The sequence below is a fragment of the Noviherbaspirillum sp. L7-7A genome (assembly GCF_019052805.1).
In the GTDB taxonomy this organism is placed as follows: Bacteria; Pseudomonadota; Gammaproteobacteria; order Burkholderiales; family Burkholderiaceae_D; genus Noviherbaspirillum_A.
The window spans coordinates 264,983-286,192 of sequence record NZ_JAHQRJ010000003.1 but is presented as its reverse complement, the minus strand read 5'-3'; the positions used below and the strand labels follow the sequence as shown (position 1 = coordinate 286,192).

Below are 21,210 nucleotides of genomic sequence, written 5' to 3'. Positions count from 1 at the left end.
CTTGTTTAGGTTGAACGGCTCATTCTAGGCACTTCCTCATGTGTGGAGGTGCATTACGGCACGGTTCGCGAGCATTACCATGAGCATGCGCGACATTGATCGGCTGAAGGTTATCCAAGCCATTATTGATGGCCGCAGCGCATGACCCCTGCGCTCGCGCTTCCGGTTTTCGCTGTCACATTCCATGGTCGATGCGGCGCTCACGAACTCAAAACGCTGTGTTAAGATCGCCTCTCGTTTGCTGACTGACAGCAAATTTCCGTCTCATGTGCGTGCCTCGCACCGCCTGAGATACCTCAGACAGGAGTTGTCCATGCCCCCACGCTCACCGGGTAGAAAAGCGGCCACACGCTCGTCTGCCGCATCTACCCCAGCCAACCACACCACCACTGCCGTTGTCGACCCGGCGGAACGCGATCGCGCGATCTGTCTGCTTGCCCAAGGCATCCAGCTCATCTACCGCAACGTCAGTTCCGGCCGCGGCATCGTGGTCCAGGACCACACGGTCCCGGCCGCGATGCAAACCGCGCAGTCATTGATCGGCTTGTTTCGCATGATCGAAGGCAAGCAGGAAGGCCCCGTCGCGAATCTGCACAATATCATCGCGCTTTGCAAGAAGCCGTTTTCGCATCCCGACTGGGGTGTCCAGGCGTTCCATGCGGGCCGGTTCGACTACGCCGACAGCGTGCTGGTGGACGCCGAGTTCGACGTCCCCACGCAGGAATGCCAGGACATCGCCAAAGTCCACGGCGGGTTTGGCAATGACCAGATCGTGCAACACATCCTCTTCGAGAGACTGCGCACAATCTCAGCTGAGTTCGGGTTGCGCAAGCACGAAGTGTATACCGCGCTACGGGAACTCCCGTCCCGGCACAAGATGGGCAACGAAGAAGAGATCAGTGCCTACCTGAGCGAACACAATCTGCAGCGGCTAATCCACACCATCCGCGACGATTTCTATGAGCCGGTTCCGCTGACCTGGCGTATCGAGGGCAAAGTGCACCAGTGTCCGCACTGCGGCGCGCTCATGAAACCGACCGGAAAGGAGGTGCCGGCATCGAAATGCCCGATCGTGCAGTGCGCGACCCTCAATCCGGCGCAAGCGCCGCGCATCATCGATCCCAAAGAATCCCGGCTGTTAGTGGCCAAGCCGCAGATCCTCAAATACTGGGCGGCACCGGCCATTGACGAGATCCGCATTTTCGATGAAGGAGTCGGCCTCGGCATCAAGAACGTAGTGCTTTACCCGCTCTCGGATGCTGCTGACATCAGCTTCGGCAACGACGAAGATATCGGTATCGACGTCAAGAGCTATGCGTCGCCCGAGATGCTGGCGCGTCACTTCCTGACTAACGGGATCGGCGGGCTGATCAATTACCGGAAACGGATTGTCGCGATCAGCGACCACTGTGTGGACAACGTCAAGGGCGGCTATATCGCCCGCCTGCGGCAGCGGCTCAGGGAAGACAGTACTCATGTCGCCAACGCGCTCGACTTCATGAGCGTATCGGACCTAGTCCGGAAACTGCCGGAGATGAAAAATGCGTGATTTTGAGAAAAAGCTGATTCCCAATGCCGAGCGCATTCTCTGGTTGTGCGTGGCTCTCGAGCGCTTTCTCGGCACCAATAGCTTCGCGCATGTGCGCATGCTGCATTCCGGTATGCCTAGCGTGATGACCGCGCCGGCGATTCGTAAGGCGGCGCAGGCGCTGTTCAACCTGCGGCTGATGAAACTCGGCATCGACACGCCGACCGGCGTAAAGTCGGCGATCGACGATTACCTAAATCATCATCACTCCGCGCGTACCGAAGGCGAATACGAGATTGATCCGAACGCGCAAACCTTCCAGCGCCGGCCGCTGATTAGTACGCCACGCCTAAACCGCCTGGAAGAAGTGCTGGGCACGACCGCCGCATATGAAGTCTATGATATCCCAACCGCAACGGCGGATGATGAACTGATTGCGATCTCCGCCGACAAGCGCACGATTCCGCTACACCAGATCGACGTTGGGCTGCCGCCGCCGGGCATGCACGCACAGGACCGTCATCCTCGCGGCCCGATCGACGTGCCGATCATTGAACTGCTCACGATCGCTGAAGAGATGGATGCGCGTGAAAAGGAGCGCGACGTGGCGCGAGCCGGCAGCTGGCACGACCGCCTTTCCGCGGTTGTTGTCCAGCAATGCGCGGTGGACACGCTGCAGGAAACGGATCATCTGACGCTGTGCGAATGCCGCCACTTGCTGGGGTTGCCCGGCGTCGGCAAGACATCGCTGCTGATGGTGCTGGCAGTTTGGTTGTCGCGGCATGGCTATCGCACGATGATGGTGTTCCCGACCATCGAGGTGAGCAGCCAGTACATGGAATCGCTGCGGGTCCAGGACGTCGAGGTCGCATTGCTGTCGGGCGAAAGCAACAACACCCGTTACCGCCACTATAAGCGCAATGGGGAAACCATCGCGAGCCAGTACGGGCACGGCGGCTTTGGCGGATCGCTGCCGACCGGCGAAGACTTTGCGGCAAACTGCGTACTGCAGGCATTTAGCCGCAGTCCCTTCAGCGACTGGCAATACGGCCACGCGCCCTGTGAAGAAATCAAGGTTGTCCGCGAAAAAGGCGATCCGCAACCGATCCTATGCCCACTGTTTGCCGGGTGCGGCCGTCGCAAGGCCACCCGGGACCGTGTTACCGCGTTGGTCTGGGTCGGACATATTGCGTCGATGGACACGCGTGTGCCCGCCTATACCAGCGAAATGCGCATGCGATACTTCGAGTACATCGCCAAATCCTTCGACGTCGTGATTTTCGACGAAGCGGATGCAATCCAGGCCGACCTCGACAGCCAGGCCGCGTACAAGCTCGAAATCATGGGCACCAATTCGGGCCTTGTGCCGGAGAAGGTCAGCAAGATCCAGCATCGGGTTACCGGGCACGACAGCCACACGCTGGGTAACAGCCATGTCCAGTCGTTCGGCCGAACCGCCAATGCGGTCAGCCAGCTGACGTATATCGTCGGCGGCACCCTCAACGACATGAACCGCAATTCGGACCAAATCCAGGCTGCCAAGTATTTCGATCGCCAGTTGCTGACCTCGGCCAAGATGATCATTGATATTCTTGGCGGGATGCGCACCAAGTCGGTCGCCGAAGGCGACCGGGATGACGTGGAATCGCGCGAGAAAAAGATCGAGCGGGTACTTCGCAGCAACGCCATCATCGAATTGTGGGACGAAGTCACCTACGAAGCGTTCACCGACCGGGTCGAAACGACCGACGGCGTGTGGAGCCGTGCGGCCTATATCGCCGGCGTGATGGGCAAAACCGAAGCCGAGACCCTCAAGATCACCGCACAGCTGCGTCGGCACTTGGTGCGCTTCCAGTCGGCGTCGCCGATCAAGACGCAGGACGAACTCGACGCCATCACCCGCATTATGAAACGCCTATGTTTCGATGACAGTTTCGTCGAGCCGCGGGTTGAAGCGGGACTGATGCTGCTGACGCCAATTACACTGATGATCATCGGCTATCGCCGCCTAGTCACGGCGATCAAGAACCTGCCGCTGGACCCGGACCTGATTGACCTAAAGGACAACATGGTGTCGCCGGAATTGCAACGCTATATCCCGGAATCGCTGGTCGGCGCCCTAAGCGGACTGAAATACCAGATGCATCAGAGCGACGATGGCCGCGACAGTCATTTCAAGATCCAGATGGAGCACGTAACCATCAAGGGATCGCCGCGGCTGTATCTGCACAATTTCCATCGTCTGTTCAAAGCGGAAGGCCAGCGTGTCGGCCCGGCAGTACTGCTGGTGTCGGCAACCTCGTTCATCCAAGACAGCCCGTCGTTCCACATCCATTGCGGTCCGCATTATGTGCTGCAACGCAAGAAGTCAGCCGCACCCAAGCCGATGTCGGAGTGGCAGTTCTTGCCGCAGCTAGACGACCGCCCGGGCGTACTCGGGGTGAAATACCTGAATTTCTCCGGCGCCGGCGATCGCCGCATGGACAATCTAAAGCAAATGGTGCTGAAGTTACTCAAGGGCGAAATGGCCACCAGCCAGATTTACCGTGACATGCGCCGGCACGACGTCGTTGGCGGGATTGGGCGCAAGGCGGCGCTGATCGTGAACAGTTATGACCAGGCGCGGTTCGTGAAGGAAGTGATCGACGAAAACTTCCCGGACTTGCGGCAAAGGACCAAGGCGGTCGTCAGCGCCGCGTCCAAGGAAGAAATCAATTCGGGACGGTACGTTTCCACCGCCGCGGTGGAGTCGATCGGCGATGACGATGAGTGCGACATCCTGATCTTCCCGATCGGCGCGCTGCAACGCGGTGTCAACGTCGTTCATACGCATGGCCCCCGCAGCGGCGAAGCTGCGCTCGGGCACCTGTATTTTTTGACCCGCCCACACCCGTCGAGCGACGACATGCAATTCCTGCTCGGCTTGATCGGCCAGCAGGCGCAGCAGTTCTCGACCATCGAGTTTGGCCGCAGCAAGTCGATCGACGATATCAGCGACGCCTACGAGGATGCGCGTCGCCAGCAGTTCAAGGACGTCTGGCAAGTGCTGCGCGACCCGGTGATGGCGAGCCGGATGACGATGAAAATGTACCGCCAATTCGTTGCCAATCAGATCGTTCCGCTGTTCCAGACCATCGGTCGCGGAACCCGCGGCGGCTGCAAGGTTTGGGTGTATTTTGTCGATGCCGCGTGGGCGCCGCGTTCCGCGCTGGGGGACGACGATGATGCAAAAAGCAGCATGCTGGTGATGATGCGCGAGATCTTGGAAGAGTACGTGCGGCACGGCAACTCGCTGCATCGCGAAATTTACCAGGCGCTGTACCACGACTACCTGACACCGATGCGCGCGATCAAGCGCCTGCAAACGAAGGAGCGCGCCGAAGACGATGACTTCGACGAATCCGACTATTTTGATTTTGACCAGGATGTGGGGAACGAATGAGCATGGAATTCGCCGTGGAAAATTACTTCGACCGGGTGGAGGAAGCGCCGGAAAAGCCGGACGACGAAAGGCAGATGTGGGTCGATCAGCCGACCGACCTCGGTAAGGTGTCGATGGCGTTCGCTCCCGCGCCGGACGCACCCACACGCGTGCTGCATGCCCGGTCGCTGGCGTGGACCAAGCCGTTCGCGGCGCTGCTGCTGGAATATCGCACCCAGGTCGCCTCCGCACGTCGCATTAAGAAGATTGAACTCCCGTACGGCGAATTGCGTGGCGCATTTCACTGCCGCCTCCCTGCCCTATTGCGTCTCGACACGCGAATGGGCTTGTCGTACCTGAACCCGCAGGTCGACCAGGCACCCTTTGCGCTGCTCTCCGAACGGATGGGGTCGCGCGAATCGTTTGACAAGCTGATTAAGTCATGCCTGGTGCAGTGGGCGGACCGCCTGTTTCACTTCGCGGAGGGCGATGCCGCGGCGCTGGCCACGCTAAACTCGCTCATGGCCACGGTGAAAACGGGCCAGGCGCATGATTTACGCGATCTGGCCGTGCATACACTGCCGTGGCAGCCGAACAAGGCCAACACCGCGGCGAGTCGGCGTGTTGGCGACAATTCGAAGTTCTCGTATGCCGGTCTGGTCGAGGAAGCAGCGATCGCGCTGGTGGGCAAGGAGCTGTTGCCGGGCACCGGCGCGCTGCGACGGGTATTGGACACCGACCCGGTGCGCAACCGCTCCACACTGCTGACGCCACCGATCGTCGTCGAGGGCGGCGAATTCAGTTTCTGCATCACGCTGCACGTCGAAACGGTGCCATCGGTGCCGCAACCGTTGATCGTGTTTGACGTGTCCCGCCGCCGCTGGATCGGCGGAGCGTTGAAGCGCAAGTTTGGCGCCCGCACAATCAAGGGGCATGTATTTTCCGACCTAATGCCCGACCGAGTGATGACGTTCCAGGCCGACCGCAAGACACAGGAGGAAGGGATATACAAAGTCGAGACCGATGCCGCGTTCGACTACATCACTGCCGCACACCACCTGCCGCTGGGGTTGAACGACGCGCGCAAGATCGCATCGGGCGACTATGACGTCGACGGCAAATCCATTGTACGTCTGGTGTACTCGAACGGCATCACGGAAAAGAAGCATGTGCTTGATGTCGGCGTGCCCGAGCGCGACTGGGTCGAAGCGATGACGAATGCCAGCACGATCCTGCAAGACATTGGACTGGTGCCGTTCAAGGGCTTTGTCAAAGCCAAGGCGATGAGCATAAAGGCGGCCAAGGCCAACAAGGTGGAAGCGCCTTCCGCCGAGGTTATCGCCGATGTGGACGCGGACGCCGCAAAACCGGAGGACGAGGCCGATGAGCGGCGCACTGTGGATGCGTCGATACTGATCGATGTGCTGGCTGAACAATTCGCCGACACGCCGCCGGCATTCGAAGCGCGGTACGGCTTTATCAAGCCGACACCCCAGACCGGAAAACCATCCGCCAAGCAGTCGTCGCTAACACCCCCTGCGAAGGACCCGCACACCGAGCGCGCGCTGGGCCTGCAACGGCTGGAGGATGTGTGCCGCGTGAACTCGCAGGCGATCGCCGGCCTCAACGCGCAAAACGGCATCGTCCTGGTGCTGATCTATGATGCGGCGCGACGTACGAAAGGGGAAGTGAACCTGGTGGAAGACATCGCCCGGACGCTGTTTGGCACCTCACTCGAGATCGCCCGCGCTCACTTGCCGGAGAACGTCCATGGTCACAAATCGTGGCTGCCCGGCAACGACCTAAAAAGCAACGAAGACCGGTTCGCACTACGCGTCGACTCGTGGAAATCCCTGACCGCGGACTTGCGCGAATATGTGGCGTCCGGGAAACAGGTGTATTGCCTGGTGATGGCGGATGAATGGTATCCGCCGAAAGCCACTGCCGCCGCACCGGCCAATGGCAAAGGCAGGGACAAAGACAAGGTGCCGCCGCCATTGCATGATGATCCGGTCAACAAGGCGGCGGCACGCAATGCGCTCATTACGCAGGCCCACGCGTGTTCGCAATACCTGCTGCCGCTGCAATTCAAGGACGGAGTGGCCCGGATCGGCGACTTCAGTCAGCGGGTGCAGTCGGCGCTCAAGGATCTGCTGCTGTCGCACAATGGCGCGGTCCTGCCGTACCGCGGCATCGCCACCAAGTATTTTGGTGCGACCACACCACCGAAAGAGATCATCGGCTTTACCGTCATTCGCAGCCAATCGGGACGGGTCAACGCGTCCGACCCGAGCTTCGTGCTCGCGGCATTCAAGCAGTCACTGGAAACCGGCCACTGCCAGATGCGGTTTGCGTATGACCGCGATGGTAAGTTCGAAAATTCCCTGCCGTGGATGGACATGCAGCTGGGCTTGGCGACACTCGCCAAAGCGACGCCGTGCTGGCTCTCCAACGAAACGAACGCTAATATGCGCGCGAAGGTCAATCGCGAGAGGTACCAGGCGTTCGTACGCGACGTGATCGAGGAAAGCAACGCGCAAGACAACAACGCACTGGTGATGATCGACTCAACCAACGCGGCCGGTCTCTGGTCCTGGCTGACGGACCAGAACATCTCCGGGGAAGGCATTGATATCGCCAATGCGACGCACATCGAAGAGGTCTGGCAAGGCATCCGCATCGTGCGGGTGCGGCAGGGTCTGGCGCCGCTGATTATCGAAAACCGCTATAAGACGTTCCGTAATGCTCCGGACGGTGACGTGATGCAGGTGGTGCCGACGCCTTCGAAAACGCAGGGCGTGTTCCGCGTCGGGGATGCCGCGCCTTCCAGCGCCCCGATCGCGTACTGGTCGCAGCATGGCATCAAGGCCAAGCTTAAGACCGGCTCGTCATGCTACCGGGAGACCGTCAATACGAACGAGCAGCGCGCGAGCAAGCAGCCGGGTTACAAGGTTGTCAAGAGCAAGCCGGCGTTCGTTGGTCAGTGGCCCAGCCCTAACGCGGTCGAGTTCGTGGTTGGCCTGATGCAAAACGGTGACGTGCCAGACAATATCGCGCTGTTTTGTCACGAGCTACGGGAAATGGCGTTGCATTATCTGGAAAGCACCGCGCTGCCGGTGCCACTGTACTTCGAGAATGTCGCCCGCCAGTACATCGCTAGGTTTGCGCTCGCCGCTGCAGAGTCGGACGCCGACGCCGACGCCGATAGCGAATAGCGTGACGTTGCTCCTCCGTCGGCCCCGGCCATGACATCGATCCGGACGGCATGTCGCAAAAAGCCGCGGCGACAGCAATGTGCCGGGGCTTTTTCCTGCGGGTTGCCCGGTTGACGCGGTGTGCATTAGGCCACTGGCAGGCAGACGGAATCCTCTTGCACGGGCAGGAACTGGAACGGGATGCGGTGCGCAAACATGTGTTCCTGCGTCATGCACTTGCGCGCCGCTTCCATGTGTTCGATCAGCACATGCCACGGCACCGGGTACTTGTCGCGCGGCCCTAGGAAGGCGCGCTGGTCGGCAAACAGGTTAGCCCGGTTTAATCCCTTCAGGTCTGCCGGGAAGATCGCGCCAATCACATTCGGGATGCTGGCGGCGATATTGAGCCCGTGCGGATCCATGTCGGTGAACGCGACGACTGGCACCATGGCGTTTTCGAACAAGCGCTTTGACGCATCCGGGAAATTGATGGCGTCCCCGCGATATACCAGCAATGGATCGCGGAACGGGAAATCGCGAATGTCCAGCGTTTCGAAGCCATTGAATGCCTCGAAGTTCTCGATGCCCAGCACACAATCGTGATCGATCGAGCGAATGTTGGCGGCCGGCAGATCGATTGCCGCGTCGTCGAACAGATAGGAGGTGGCGCCGTTGAGTTTGACATGACGGTCGACCGAGCGCACCAGCACCCTGCCCTCGCGCGGTTTGCGACCAGCGAATTTCTCTTCGGGGATCTGGTATGCGGTCTCGATGCGGGTCATGTCGCGGAACGTGATCGCCGGGTTTTGCAGATCGCGCAATCCGAAACTCACTAGGTAATCGTGGATGCGCCGGCGGTCGCTTTGCTCGACGATCCATTTGCGTCCGCGGATGCGTCCAAAGCCCAGCAACGCCGACAGCCGGGTGGCGGTGGCGGTGCGTGGGTGCTCAGTACAGCCGGACAGGTAGGCACGCACCAATATCATGAATTCTATCTTCGACAAGTCAGACATGGACGTCTCCGGTGACCGTGTCGATAGCGCGGCCGGTGGCTTCGGGCAGGTAAAACTCGAAGTCGGACAGGATCAGCTCGAAGCCGTTTTCGCGCCGGTGGGCGACCACACTGACATCGTCCGGCATGCGCAACAGGCGTCCCAGCGTACCGTTTTCATGGTGCGGCGCAATTGAGTGCAGCCAAACCGCTTCGCCAAAACCGAATTTTTCAGGATGCATACGGATCCATTCGGTCGCACTTGCGCTACCCTCTTCCAGCACGTGCTCGATGAAGTCGAAGAACGCGACATAGAACAATGAGGTCGGCACCTTGCGATCCGGCGGCGGGCCGGTGTCCTCGACCGCGTTGCTGCGCACTTCCTTGACCTCCGGCGGCGGGTCGTCGCGGATACGCTGGTAATCCGCCGCGAGGTCTTCCGTGTAATATTCATTGTAAGGGTCGGGAAACGCCTGCATTTCCATGCCCTCGGCGCGCAGGAAGCATTCGGGCGTCTCGCTGACATGCACGAGATCCGGCAGCACGAAATCTGGATTGCGCGACAGGAAATTGTCGAGCCGCATTAGGTCCAGCGCGGCCTCGTCCAGGCGCCGCAACTCGAACAGGTTGCGCGACAGCCCGTCTGCGACTTCGCGCAAGCGCGTGTGCAGGTCCTGGTGCCGGTTAAAAAATTCCTTGCGCAGCAGATGCGCGAGATCGTCGCCGGCACCGGCGCGTTCGACGAGGTCTTCATCGCGCGCCTTTTCCAAGTTGCGCTGCAGCTCGTGAGCGCGCTTGAGGCGGTTGCTGTTGTAGCGAATGCGCTCGGCGATGGTGCTGCCACTGAAACCGGCGCTGGTCTGGATCACCAAGCGGAACTGTTCCAGGTCTTCCGTCATCGCGGTCGCGAAGTCGTCGCACAGCTCGAAGATCGTATTAAGCCGGTCCGAAATCAACGCGCTGTTCATCTGCACCAACGCGTCATGGTAATCATCGACCGCCGTTTTCAGGTTGGTCAGGATATCGTCGTAGTGCACCGAGGGGCCGAACTGGCGGCGCCGGTTCAGCGCCTTGTCGAACCAGCGGCGTAACCCAGAGTCAAGCCGGAACGATTCGTCGTGTGCTTGGCGAACCGCGCTGATGCGCCGCAGCTTGGCCAAGTGCACATCGTCGCCGTCTTGCGGAAAAATCCCCTTGGGGGTGTCGTACAGCCGGCCTAGGAGAGAACCGCAGTTTTCCAGCACGGCGAGGATCGAGGCAATGGAATCCGACATCGTTTAGAGGAGAGAAAGGTTTTCGGAGCGATCCGCCTCGGTCGGGATCTCGATATAGTCGCGGAACGCCGCATTCATGTCGTTGACCCAGTCGACTTTGCCGTTAAAGCGCCAGTCGCCGAACGCATTGTTCATGTTGTCGATCAGCCCCGATTTCTCCGCCCAACGCAAGACCGATTTCACCATCGACGGAATCTGGTCGCTGCGGCTTTGCGGCGCGACCATTGCGCACAACAATTTCAGGCTGTCGGCCAAATTGGTGTTGTTGGCGATAACTTCGACCAGCGTCGACTCGCGCAGCTTAGCGCCGCCGCACGGCACCGATCCGCCCGAAATCGAATTGAGCGTAAGCCGTAGGAACGAGATCACGTGGCGGTACTCCTTTTTGTGGCGGGTTGCGACCGCCGCCATTTCCTTGCGCGCGTCCTCGTCCATTCGGACGAACACCGTGTAGTAGGTTCGCCCATTCGAGGTCCGCGTAACCTTCCGGTTGAAGTGGGAAAAGATGTGGTTCGTCGACTCAAGTGTTTCCGCATCGCTCAGGATCTCGAACCATTGTGGGTGCACGTCCTGCGACACGAACCCGCCTGCCATCAGGAATGCGTTAATTTGCTTGATGACTGCGCTTGACATGGTGATCCCTCATGATTTCCGGTTGCGTGCGGCTCAGCTCGAACGAATCGAGCACCTCGTAATGCGTTTTGAACAAGGACAGGACTTCAGGCTTGCCGCCCGGCGCCGCCGACACCAAAATGATCCGGTGCCGCAGCAGCAGGTCGCTCAGCGCGACCGTATTACCGTCGTCGATGGTGCCGATCTCGTCCATGGCCCAGGTCAGCCATACGTTCGGGTCGGTACGAACGCTGTTGATGAACGCGATGAAAATGATGATCATCGCCATTTGGGTTAGGCCGGTGCTCGAGACGTTCGCCAGTTCGCTTTCGTTATTGACAATCTTGACCGTGCCGTCATCAACCAGCAGCTGTAGGTCGATCAGCGAATCGGGCGTTTCACTCAATTTGCCGTCAGCGACCTTGACGCTGAGCGCTTCGAGCTGGTGCAGCAGCGGATCGGGCGGGATGCCCTCGCAGTCGTTGTTGTCTTGCCAGAAGCGGTACTCCCGCACCACTTGGTCGAGTTCGTCCCAATAGCTGAGATGCTCGACGCGGCTTACCATCCGCACCTTGACGCTGCGGATCTTGCGGAACACCATGCCGCTGTCGAGATTGTTTTGCAGCCGGCGGGACAGATTGTTGATGTTTTCACGGAAGCCGAGCAGCTCATCGTGAAAGTGCACGAAATGCCCGCACACCGACTTGCACTCGAAATTAATCGAGTCGCGCGACTGTTCATGGCCTGCGGTGAACCAGTCACTCATGACGGCGATGATTTCGTCGATGTTGTCCTCGGTCGGCGTTTCGATAATATTAGAGGGCATGTTGTTGGCGAACTGCCGCACATGCGTACCATCCGCCGCCGCGAAGAATGCGCGGTGGATCGACGAAATCGCGCTATTGCGCTTCTGATGATGTTCCCGGAACTTATCGGCGTGACGCCTGAAGTCGCTGCGCAGGCTTTGATGGGTGGCGCCGGCCGGCTCGAAAGAGGCCGCCAGGGAGGTTCCCAAGTCCCTGACATGCACCATCGATTGCAGCTTCTCTGTTTCCGCCAGTTTGTCGCTATGGCTGTTGAGCGACATCTGATCCTGGTTGCGGGTACGCGCGACCGATTCGGCATAGGCCTTGAACTCGCGATCGGCCTTGTCACGCGCGGCAGTCTGCTCTTCCAGTGCATTCGTCAGATTGGTGATTTTTTGTTGCGCCTTCTCTCGCTGCGCCGGGCGGCTGTCGAGCCAGCGCGCGTATTCCTCGACTTTGCGCCGGTGGTTGATCGCAGTGTCATGCGCAGCTTTCGCCGCCTCCAATGATCCTTTCAGTGTCGCAAGCGCATCGACATCCATGCCCCTTGCCCGCAGTTCCTCGTCCTGCGCAGTTTTCAGCGACGCCATGGTGTCATCCCGGGTCGTCTTGGCCGCAGCAAGCAGGTCATCGACGATCTTCAGTTCGTTCGACGCCAGCAAGTCCGACTGCTTTTCCTTTTGCTGGTATTGTGTCTTAAGCGCGGCGCGCATCTGGGCCGCCCGTTTGTTCAGTGCCACTGCTTCTGCCTTGAGCAAGTCGATCGCGTCTTTCGCCCGGTCGATCTCTACCCGTTTGTCCGCCTTGCGCTGGTGGACGTCCGCATTCGCCGCGACCGTAATCGCGTCGATCTCCTTCACCGCTTCTGCCACTGCGTCCCGTTTGGCGGCGATCTGTACTTCGGTACCGTCGCGGCGTTGCTTGGCCGCCTTCCGTAATTCGTCTGCCGCAGCCAAATCGCACCGGTGTTTTTCCATCGTGGCTTCGGTCTGGGTGATCTGCACGTCCAGCTCCTGAAGGTCAGCCAGCAACTTCTGCTCTTGGCTGGCGATGCTTGATTTGAGACCGGTCAGGTCAAGCGCGACGCCGTAGCAATGGTACGCATTGTCATTGACAATCTGCGGGTTCAGGTCCGTGGCAAGCAGCACGTCTTCCTTGACCAGCTTGCCAATGGTCATATGCCAGTCAGGCTTATGCTTGCGCAGAAAGTGCAGCGCGGACTGCGGGTCCGGCGCATGCAGCGTCATCTTCTGATCCTGTTCGGCCCGCAGCCGATCCAGCGTGGCCTGCTCTTGCTGCAGCAGGTGTTCGATATGCCGGAAATCGCTTATTGCCTTCTCGTGCTCCGCGGCGGCGCGCTGATGCGCGTCCTGCAACTCTTCGAGATTCCGTCCGAGGCGTTCCATGCGCTGCTCGACCGCGTTGCGCTTTGACCGGAACACGTACGTGGTGTCGATCTCGCCGAGTTCCTCACTCAGCTTCTGCCGGTGATCGTAGGCCTGCGTTTCTTTCACCGACAGCGCTGCGCGTGCGTCGTCCATCGAGGTATTGAGGACTTCTTCCTCGCACGCGTACTCAGCATTGATGATCATGCGCACTTGCCTTGCCCGCGCCTGGATATCTTCTTTCTGTTCCAGCAGCGGCACCCGCGCCTCTTCGTATTGCTTGCCGACCTGCTCGCGTTCGCGCAGGTACTTTTCCTCAATGCTCGACTGGCTGTCGCGCAAGCGTTGCAACGCCCCAGCCAGATTATTGACCGTTGCTTCCAGTTGTGGGATCTCGGCGACCTTGGCGCGCTTGCCATGGATGTCGTCGCGCTCGTACGCACGTTCCTCGTCCGTGATCTCGTCGACCAGCCTGTTTTGCACTGTCAGTCCCGAATCGAGCTCGGCGATCTTCAGGCCTGCCGCGTGCATGCTCTCTTTATGGATCGCGCGCTCCCGTTCGAGCGCGTTATTCGTGTCCTGGATCGCCTTCTTGAGTGCGGCCACCCGGTCAAGCAGGTACGCATGATAGATATTGATCTTGATGCCGGTCTGGTTGCGCGCGGTCGCGCTGCGAATCATCTCTACATGCGCTTCTCGGGCGTCGAAGAACTGCTGCTGATAGCGGACCAGCGAGCGGTACGCGCTGAAGTTGCTGAAAAAGAGCTTCAGCGATTTCATATTGATACCCGCAGAGATGTTGTCAGCATCGTTTTCCGACAGCACCGAATAGGCCATGCGTTTAAGATTCGCGAACGACGCCCCTTTGAAGAACATGCCGCTGACAATTTTTTCAACCCCGGTTAGTGAGCCCCTGCTGGGAAGCGCGAACCGCTCCATGTGACGTCGCAGATCGGTGCCGCGAACCATCCCAAAATTTCGTTGCAACACCTTCTGGTAATCCGCGTTGCCCAGGGCAGGCGTCGGAAGGCGGCCTTGGGTCCGCAGGTGTCCGTTCAGGTGGCGACTGTCGATAAACTCGCCATTGACCACGAACAGGCTTTTGTCGAACCGTCCGTCACAAAGCGTATAGCAGGCGGCTCCTGCCTGGTTGTAGTAAAGGATGGCTAGCTTTGGACCGTCTTGATTGACGTATTCGAAGACCAAGTACGAACTGCTCGTGTCAAAAATATATTCCCGCAGCGGCTTGAGCACGTTGCCGTTGGGCCGCACCATCTTCGACGGCGCTTCCCCGTAGAACAGCGGCAGCAGCCGCAACAGCGACGTCTTGCCTTGCCCGTTGCTGCCGCCGATGTGCGCGAAATCCTTGACATCGACCACACGAATTTTCTGCTTCGTGTAGGAGTTGACAACGAAGATGCGTTCCAGTCCGTAGCGCGGCTCGGCGCCAACCTCCGCAAGCACGGTGGGCGCTTCCGGAGTGCTCGGATCTGCCGCGGGCGCGGACGTCGCAGCCGCGCTGTCGGCGACGAGCAGCGCGCTAATATCGTATGTGATCTCCGGAGCGAGGCCGTCTGCGCCGCCGACTGTCTCTGCGGTTGTCACATTTCTCGCTTTCCTCTGTACGACCTTTCCTCCAAGACCGTCGTGCGGATCTTTATACATTGGCATTTCCTGAAATAATTAACGACACACCAAGAACCGCGCCGATTGTACGCTCCCGTCCTGGTCGGTCCGGGTTTGAAATCGTTTCCAGTATCATAACTAGTAAAAAGGTGACCTTCTGGTAGATGGAGCGAGCGAGGTGGCAGCAACAGGACTGTCTCATTGGCCACATTGCACTCGCGCCTTGGCCATTTTCGTCTGCGTTCATTGTTCTGTGGGCTACTTGTCCTTCGATCGCATACTATTCGTTCTGCCCGGCCCAAGTTTCGACAGCTGGTCCTTTAATTCTACAGTCTCTTTCTGCTCCGCCGCTACTTGCAAAGCTTGGAGAGCGCGACTATTACGATAACTTTTCTTATCGTTATAGTTGCTCCAAAGCTGAAATCTCACAAAATAAAATTGCATCGCACATGCTCTGCGGGCTGCCTGGCCTCGTGCGATAACTGACAGCAATGCGTGTCTCATCGCGACTGGCTGAACACCGACGACGGTTAGGCCTGTTTTCTAAATTGCGCGGCGCTGCTGAAACGATTCGGTATCCGCGCAATCACGGCACGCACGCCGCTCTTCCACGATTGTGGCTAGCAGCTCTCGTGAACGCCGATCGTCGAGCCGAGCCGGCAAGGCATTGCCTTAGCGCAGTCGCAGCTTTTTAGATCAGCATTAATCATGCGTAGGCGGCAGGCTAAAGGGGCTTCCGGAGAGGGGTTAGTGTGTTTCCCCAATCGAGGGTGTCGGATCCGGTGACCTTGGCCAAGGGCACATGATGCGCACTGAGTGGGGATAAGGATGTGCTTTCCCGGCATCGCGGACGTGCGTCATTCCTATTCGTTTTCGTGATACCGGATAACATCAACGGCAATTGGAAAGGTGCGTTGGGCAAGCCTATATTGGCCTCATCGAAACGTTTTGGCCTAAAGGGAAAAACATGACCACCGCAGTAATGACTTTCTCCAACGTCGCCGTTCCTTCGTTCACCGCTACAAAAGCAGCGGCCAAGCCAGGTCTGACTCTGCGCGAATGGCTGGGCGCGCTGAGCAGCGCCCTGGCAATGGCCAGTGCTGTTTCTGCAACTGGCCAGGTTAGCGCGAGGCAAATGGATCGTGTCCGCTTGATGGCTGAATCCATCTAAACCGACAGTGCGGCGCTGACGGGCGCATGTCGTACGAGAATGAAACGCCGGCACGATTGTTCGCTGGCGTTTTGTTTTTCGGGGTCGTTGAGCTTTCACGACTAATGCAGGCAAAGCTTGCAAATCGCGTCCCAGGGATCCGGACCTGGGCAGCGCGATCGCTCTCTTGTTAGGCGCGAATCCATAGACCGGCGCTTGCTAGCCTCCAGCAGTACATTGTTACGATGACTCTCCTGGTACAACTTCCGGCACCATCAGCAGGGTGTACAAGACATCATCGACGCTTAGCTTTCCCTCGCCGGTGGCCGACACGCAGTCCGTTAGCCGCCCTATACGACGTCCTGCACGTCATACGAGGACTGCGCGAGAAGACAGCGCCTCCCTCGACAAGGAGCGCCTAAGCCACTTGCGGCCGCTGCTTTAGCTCACGCGCCGCCTGCATTTGCAGGCGGCGCAGTACGGTTTTTACCACTGATACGTGCCGTAGGTCGGGCTGCCTACTACTGAAATAGGCTGTGCAGCACGAGCAATTGCGGCGTCGACATCTGCCTGCAGCAACAAGCGCTGCGCCTTCAATGCATTTGCGGCGGCGGTACGGGCGGCAACTAGCCCGGCATGGTCGCCGTAACGCTCTGCCAAGGAGGGCCGCGGGTCGCCCACCCCATTGCGCTGAGTTGCGGTAGGCGCAAATACGATGGACGAGCCCGTGGCTTCGCAGCCATCAGTACCATCCGCCTTCCCGCCATAGGCCGCCGAACGCAGGTTCCACCCAGTGTTGGTGGCAATCGGCGCGACGACTTCGGGCAGCCGAATGCCTGCCAGGTCATTGCCGTCTGCATCGACCTTGGAAACGAAGTTGGGATAAAGCTTGCCGGTGGGCGCAGGCGGATAAATGCCCAAGATGCCGGTGTCGAACTGTGTTCCGAAGTCGAACAGGTTGCGCACTGTCACCAATCCCGAATACAGCACATTGGGTATGGTCGGCCAGCCGAGTGCCGCCTGCGGCACTGTGCCGATGCCCAGACCCGGGTACTGGCCGGGACTGGCAAAGATCGCCGTGCCAGCGACTGTGCTGGGCACAGCGCTGGGCGGCGGCGCGGTGCCGTCTATCCATTGGTCCAGCGCCACAAACAGTGCGCGCAGCGCAGGATTGGGATCGACGCCGCTACCGAACTGGCGGCAGACGGTTGGCGCGGCGGTGGTTGCCGATGCACCGCCGTGTTGCGCGCCGGCGATGTAGTAGTTACGCACATTGGCCGGCTCAGGCACATCCATGCCGGTGGCTGGATCGGATGTCAACAGCGAGCCGGACTTGACCCAGTACTCGTTTCCGGAAATAACGTTCATTACAGCCGGGCAGGAGCCGGTGGCGGTGCAGCGCACGTTTCTGCCGTCGGTCTTGCCAGTCAGGGGATCCTTGGTGGTGGTATAAGAAAATGGAAAGACGCCTTCAGCGTTGTAATGGTTTTGGCGATTGCGCTCCGTTCGACCGGCCTGCGCGAACCGATAGTTCAGACCCAACCCGTTACCGCCACCTATCCAGTTGAACACCCCGTCGAATACCTTCTTGCCCGCCACGTCTTGGTTAAAGCCCAACCAGATAAAGTCGTTCATGAAACGCGCCGGCTGCGACAGGGACCAGGACAGCACACGCGTGATACGCCCGGCCAGTGGGTTAGCCCTCCCCTGGGTGTCGGTCTGAGCATTGCGCAGGAAGGATACGAAGTCGCGCTGGGCGGCGAAGCCAATACCGGCGACGTAGGGATCGATCGCGGTGAAGCGCAACTCATATATCCACCCCTGTTGGAAGGGCGCGTTGCCGGCCAAGGCGATTCGGTTCGCCGCAATCCACGACCACTCCGTGGCAGGCACCGGCACCGGCGTGTCAGTCAGGTACTGGCGCCTCGTCAAGGTGGCCTTGGTGGTGTCAGTGGTGGCAGTCTTATAGTACGTGGTGAAGGAGGTACTGGTGGCGTTGTCGAAAACGATGTACTCATAACTGGGGCCAGTAATGGACGAGCCATCGGCATTCTTCGCGATCGGAAGTTTGATTTTCAGCACGTCGGGATTGGTGTCGTCGGCCACTTCGCCGTCCCAGCCTGCCCATGCCAACGTATAGCCCTGATTCATTAGAAAGCCGGTGCCGGCGTCGGTCGCCGTCGTCGGATTGTTGCCGCCGGATGACTGGTTGAAACTGCCAAACTGTTTGGCGCCCCGATTGTTGACTTCAAAGAATAGTTTGCCATTGCCTTTGGATCCATCCACTGGCTTGAGGATGTAGAAATCCATGGAATAATCCACCATGCCATCGGCATTCCTGGGCGCCAGCGCGATGTCGGTGATAACCTTGTTTTTCGGGTCGTTCGGGTCCAGTTGTCCGCTGGCCGTGCCACGTATTTTCTGATAGGCGCCCACGGTGCCAAAAGCTTTGCCGCCAAAAGTAACGGCTTCACTGGCAGCCGGATTAATCTCAATACGGGTAATGCCCGCAGTCTTGACCGGCACGATCGACTGCGAAGGCCCCGGCGGCGCTGCTGCCTGCTGATCGTCGTCGCTCCCACCGCACCCAGAAATGCCAAGCGCAATCGATAGGGTTACCACAATCATGCGTGAGGGGCGAGGCTGGAAATGTTGGGTTTTCATTGTTGTCTCCTCTTTTTTATGAAGTAGCATGCTTTTTGACATCAACTGTTTTGCTCCTGAAAACTTTGTTTTGAGTAGCAAAACGACAAAATCATAGCCCGTTTGCCCTCATCAGCTAACGCGTCCCAATGTGCAATTGTTTGTTTTTTTAACCATAAACAAGGTTTTGTGCGAAAGATTTTTCTGTGACAACGCTGCTGCACTGCAACAGCTTTATCCATGGGGAAGCAAGCCAAAATGGCTGAACGACCAATTGCAGGCTTTCCTGCAGGGACAACATCGACGTTCCGTTTGCCCTTTACGTAATGAGTTAATCGCATGCTTGCCACGTAATGCAATGGCTTCCTGGCTGCCCCCGGATCGTTTAGGCTGCGACCAGTGATGCTGGCAGTATTCCTTTTCTCGGGAATTTGACGCTATAGGCCAAGCGGCATGGGTGCATTGCCGGTGTTGTCATTCTTCACTTCCATGTCGTAATTCCGGCGTGGTGTGGCCTACCCGCGAAGTTGACGGTGCACCATTGCGTTGGTGATAGGCACCGTGCTTTTGTGTCTTCCACCAGAGTGCGTTCAACATTTTATGGCGATGCTAGACGGCTGGCCTGTGAGGATGACTTGGGGGCAGACTAGGCAAAGCCTGCCACGTGCAACTGGCTGTGCGGCGGGCCCATCGCCTGTTGTAGCGCCGGGTTGAACAAGCATTTGATGCACAGGCAAAACTGCCTGGCTTCCTCTTTGCTGGTCGTGCTGTGCCCGTGTTCGCCAATTACCTAACACTGCCCAGTCCTGGCTGGGTCAAGCCAGATCAGCAGCGCGCCGCGCGCCGTTGACGTCGCTTCGTCTGTCTTCGAACGGGCGGTTCGGGACGACCAAGGCGCCGGTTTCACACTTCTAGCGTCCTCGCCTCTTCACTCCTTTTTTGTCGGCTACTTGATTTATGCCACAAACTGGCGTTCCTTCGATCTGCAGTAGTAAGCAGGCAGCACTATCTGGCTGGCAGTATTAGTTATGGACTCGGTACTGTAACGTACTCTTCAACCAGTCATCAGCGCCTGCAGCCATTGCCGCAGCGATGACTTCAGGTGGCAAGCTATAGACCGTAGCCCAAGTGGCTCGACCGTCGGGGGCATTGGATGGGAAACTAGTTGTTTCTATCGGCCAGTGATACTTGCGCTTTAAGGTTCTGACGATCGCGGCCAGTGTTGTCCGCCCGCGCAGCGGTTCAGCATGGGTTTGATCCGTACTGGAAAGCAAGACCGCAAGTACAGCGCCGCGCGCCGTACGCGGGCCAGGAAAAATAAGAGATTTGGACACCATTTCCCTATTTTAACTGAGGGTTAACTTCTGGCCGTTTCGACCATTAAGGCATTTTTACTGACGCAGCCGGGACTGTGTCGGATAGCTCTCCTAGCATCCCGGCTGATGCGAATGCGCGGGGAAATCAGATGGAAAAAAATGCGTCAACCGGGCCATCAAATACGAAGCGACCATGTTAGGCCTGCTATCCGTACGTTAGGCTGCCAATGACCTTCGTCTTCTGCACCAACCTGGTACCGCAACCTTTTCTTAAAGCGCATCGCAGCACTGCCGCTGCAGGATCACTGGCGCCCATACCGTTTCCGAACTGTAGCCCCCTTGTGATAAAACCCGGCCTACACGCGCATAATAGCGGCCGGGGTCGTATGGCGGTTCCATACCAAACCAAATTGTCCAATTTTGTGCAACGACACGGAGGAAGAATATGCAAAAGAAAGTTGCAGTAGTTACTGGATCGTCGTCAGGCATCGGCGCGGCGACGGCTCGTCTTTTTGCTCGCCATGGCTATAACGTTGTCATTAATTTTTCGCGCGACGCTACTGCCGCAGACGCGGTCGCCAGTGACTGCCGTGGACTCGGCGCAGACACGTTGATTGTTCAAGCCAATGTCGCCGACGATAGCCAGTGCAGAGCATTAGCCCATGCGGTTGACGAAAAATGGGGACGCGCAGATGCGCTTGTCAACAATGCAGGAACTACCAAATTTGTATCGGCAAACGATCTTGAGGGGTTGTCGGCGCAAGACTTCCACGATATCTACGCCGTCAATGTGATCGGTGCTTACCAAATGATCCGCGCGCTGGCACCGTTAATGAAAAAGACGCCTGGCGCCGGCATCGTCAATATTTCCTCAGTTGCATCCGTGATGGGCGTTGGCTCCAGCCTCGCCTACATGGCATCCAAAGGTGCGCTCAATGCGATGACATTTGGGTTGGCCCGCTCCCTGGGGCCGGAGATCCGTGTGAATGCAATTGGCCCCGGCATGGTTGAAACGCCTTGGCTGCAAAACGGACTGGGGCAGGAGCAATTTGAAGCGAGACAAAAGGCCTATATGTCGGCAACGCCGCTGGCAGCCACGATTCAACCGGAGGATGTCGCCGAGGCGGCTTATTGGCTGTGTGCCGGCGCTTTGAAGACCACTGGAGAATTCATGCTGGTCGACAGCGGATTTGCCCGCTTTTCAAAACTTCCGCGCGGATAAGGTTGGCGTCCGGGCGCAGAACTGCAGCGGACGGACCTTTTT

At 58.6% G+C, this 21,210-nt stretch carries 11 protein-coding genes; 5 read left to right on the top strand and 6 right to left on the bottom strand.

Annotation, left to right across the window (positions count from 1 at the left end):
* Nucleotides 1-313 precede the first annotated feature (313 nt).
* The 3 genes from KTQ42_RS22770 to KTQ42_RS22760 are packed head-to-tail and all read left to right on the top strand — an operon-like array spanning nucleotide 314 to nucleotide 8,164.
* Nucleotides 314-1,549 (top strand): hypothetical protein, encoded by a 1,236-nt coding sequence (locus tag KTQ42_RS22770; protein ID WP_217347901.1) that lies wholly within the window; start codon nucleotides 314-316, stop codon nucleotides 1,547-1,549.
* Nucleotides 1,542-4,970 carry a hypothetical protein gene (locus KTQ42_RS22765; protein ID WP_217347900.1) on the top strand — a complete coding sequence of 1,143 codons (3,429 nt, stop codon included), beginning with the start codon at nucleotides 1,542-1,544 and terminating at the stop codon, nucleotides 4,968-4,970. Before KTQ42_RS22770 ends, KTQ42_RS22765 begins: the two co-directional genes overlap by 8 nt.
* Complete coding sequence (locus KTQ42_RS22760) at nucleotides 4,967-8,164, top strand: RNaseH domain-containing protein (RefSeq protein WP_217347899.1); 3,198 nt, start codon at nucleotides 4,967-4,969, stop codon at nucleotides 8,162-8,164. Before KTQ42_RS22765 ends, KTQ42_RS22760 begins: the two co-directional genes overlap by 4 nt.
* 125 nt (nucleotides 8,165-8,289) lie before the next feature.
* Here KTQ42_RS22760 and KTQ42_RS22755 read toward each other — a convergent pair whose 3' ends face one another.
* The 4 genes from KTQ42_RS22755 to KTQ42_RS22740 are packed head-to-tail and all read right to left on the bottom strand — an operon-like array spanning nucleotide 8,290 to nucleotide 14,876.
* Complete coding sequence (locus KTQ42_RS22755; protein WP_217347898.1) at nucleotides 8,290-9,156, bottom strand: hypothetical protein; 867 nt, start codon at nucleotides 9,154-9,156, stop codon at nucleotides 8,290-8,292.
* Nucleotides 9,149-10,408: a hypothetical protein gene (locus KTQ42_RS22750; RefSeq protein ID WP_217347897.1), complete on the bottom strand. Its 1,260-nt coding sequence runs from the start codon at nucleotides 10,406-10,408 to the stop codon at nucleotides 9,149-9,151. The genes KTQ42_RS22755 and KTQ42_RS22750 overlap by 8 nt, the downstream gene beginning before the upstream one ends.
* A 3-nt stretch (nucleotides 10,409-10,411) precedes the next feature.
* Complete coding sequence (locus tag KTQ42_RS22745; RefSeq protein ID WP_217347896.1) at nucleotides 10,412-11,041, bottom strand: hypothetical protein; 630 nt, start codon at nucleotides 11,039-11,041, stop codon at nucleotides 10,412-10,414.
* Entirely contained in the window at nucleotides 11,013-14,876 is a 3,864-nt protein-coding gene (locus KTQ42_RS22740) for an ATP-binding protein (protein ID WP_217347895.1), read from the bottom strand. Before KTQ42_RS22740 ends, KTQ42_RS22745 begins: the two co-directional genes overlap by 29 nt.
* 928 nt (nucleotides 14,877-15,804) lie before the next feature.
* Here KTQ42_RS22740 and KTQ42_RS22735 point away from each other — a divergent pair.
* Nucleotides 15,805-16,008, top strand: a complete 204-nt coding sequence (locus tag KTQ42_RS22735; protein ID WP_217347894.1) for a hypothetical protein — start codon at nucleotides 15,805-15,807, stop codon at nucleotides 16,006-16,008.
* 465 nt (nucleotides 16,009-16,473) lie between these two features.
* On the opposite strand, the gene KTQ42_RS22730 is transcribed toward KTQ42_RS22735, so the two are convergent.
* Together KTQ42_RS22730 and KTQ42_RS22725 are read right to left on the bottom strand one after the other, a co-directional pair.
* The gene (locus KTQ42_RS22730; RefSeq protein WP_217347893.1) at nucleotides 16,474-18,651 is read right to left on the bottom strand and encodes an alpha/beta hydrolase domain-containing protein; all 2,178 of its coding nucleotides are present in this window, start codon (nucleotides 18,649-18,651) and stop codon (nucleotides 16,474-16,476) included.
* Between the two features lie 41 nt (nucleotides 18,652-18,692).
* A complete protein-coding gene (locus tag KTQ42_RS22725) occupies nucleotides 18,693-18,971 on the bottom strand; it encodes a hypothetical protein (RefSeq protein ID WP_217347892.1) in 279 nt (92 codons plus the stop codon).
* A 1,420-nt stretch (nucleotides 18,972-20,391) separates the two neighbouring features.
* Here KTQ42_RS22725 and KTQ42_RS22720 point away from each other — a divergent pair.
* The gene (locus KTQ42_RS22720; protein ID WP_217347891.1) at nucleotides 20,392-21,168 is read left to right on the top strand and encodes an SDR family oxidoreductase; all 777 of its coding nucleotides are present in this window, start codon (nucleotides 20,392-20,394) and stop codon (nucleotides 21,166-21,168) included.
* Nucleotides 21,169-21,210 lie beyond the last annotated feature (42 nt).

What these genes read in the sequence shown, in the direction of transcription:
- KTQ42_RS22770 (WP_217347901.1), top strand. Translation starts at nt 314, where the DNA reads ATGCCCCCACGCTCACCGGGTAGAAAAGCGGCCACACGCTCGTCTGCC.
- KTQ42_RS22765 (WP_217347900.1), top strand. Translation starts at nt 1,542, where the DNA reads ATGCGTGATTTTGAGAAAAAGCTGATTCCCAATGCCGAGCGCATTCTC.
- KTQ42_RS22760 (WP_217347899.1), top strand. Translation starts at nt 4,967, where the DNA reads ATGAGCATGGAATTCGCCGTGGAAAATTACTTCGACCGGGTGGAGGAA.
- KTQ42_RS22755 (WP_217347898.1), bottom strand. Translation starts at nt 9,156, where the DNA reads ATGTCTGACTTGTCGAAGATAGAATTCATGATATTGGTGCGTGCCTAC.
- KTQ42_RS22750 (WP_217347897.1), bottom strand. Translation starts at nt 10,408, where the DNA reads ATGTCGGATTCCATTGCCTCGATCCTCGCCGTGCTGGAAAACTGCGGT.
- KTQ42_RS22745 (WP_217347896.1), bottom strand. Translation starts at nt 11,041, where the DNA reads ATGTCAAGCGCAGTCATCAAGCAAATTAACGCATTCCTGATGGCAGGC.
- KTQ42_RS22740 (WP_217347895.1), bottom strand. Translation starts at nt 14,876, where the DNA reads ATGTATAAAGATCCGCACGACGGTCTTGGAGGAAAGGTCGTACAGAGG.
- KTQ42_RS22735 (WP_217347894.1), top strand. Translation starts at nt 15,805, where the DNA reads ATGACCACCGCAGTAATGACTTTCTCCAACGTCGCCGTTCCTTCGTTC.
- KTQ42_RS22730 (WP_217347893.1), bottom strand. Translation starts at nt 18,651, where the DNA reads ATGAAAACCCAACATTTCCAGCCTCGCCCCTCACGCATGATTGTGGTA.
- KTQ42_RS22725 (WP_217347892.1), bottom strand. Translation starts at nt 18,971, where the DNA reads ATGCGATTAACTCATTACGTAAAGGGCAAACGGAACGTCGATGTTGTC.
- KTQ42_RS22720 (WP_217347891.1), top strand. Translation starts at nt 20,392, where the DNA reads ATGCAAAAGAAAGTTGCAGTAGTTACTGGATCGTCGTCAGGCATCGGC.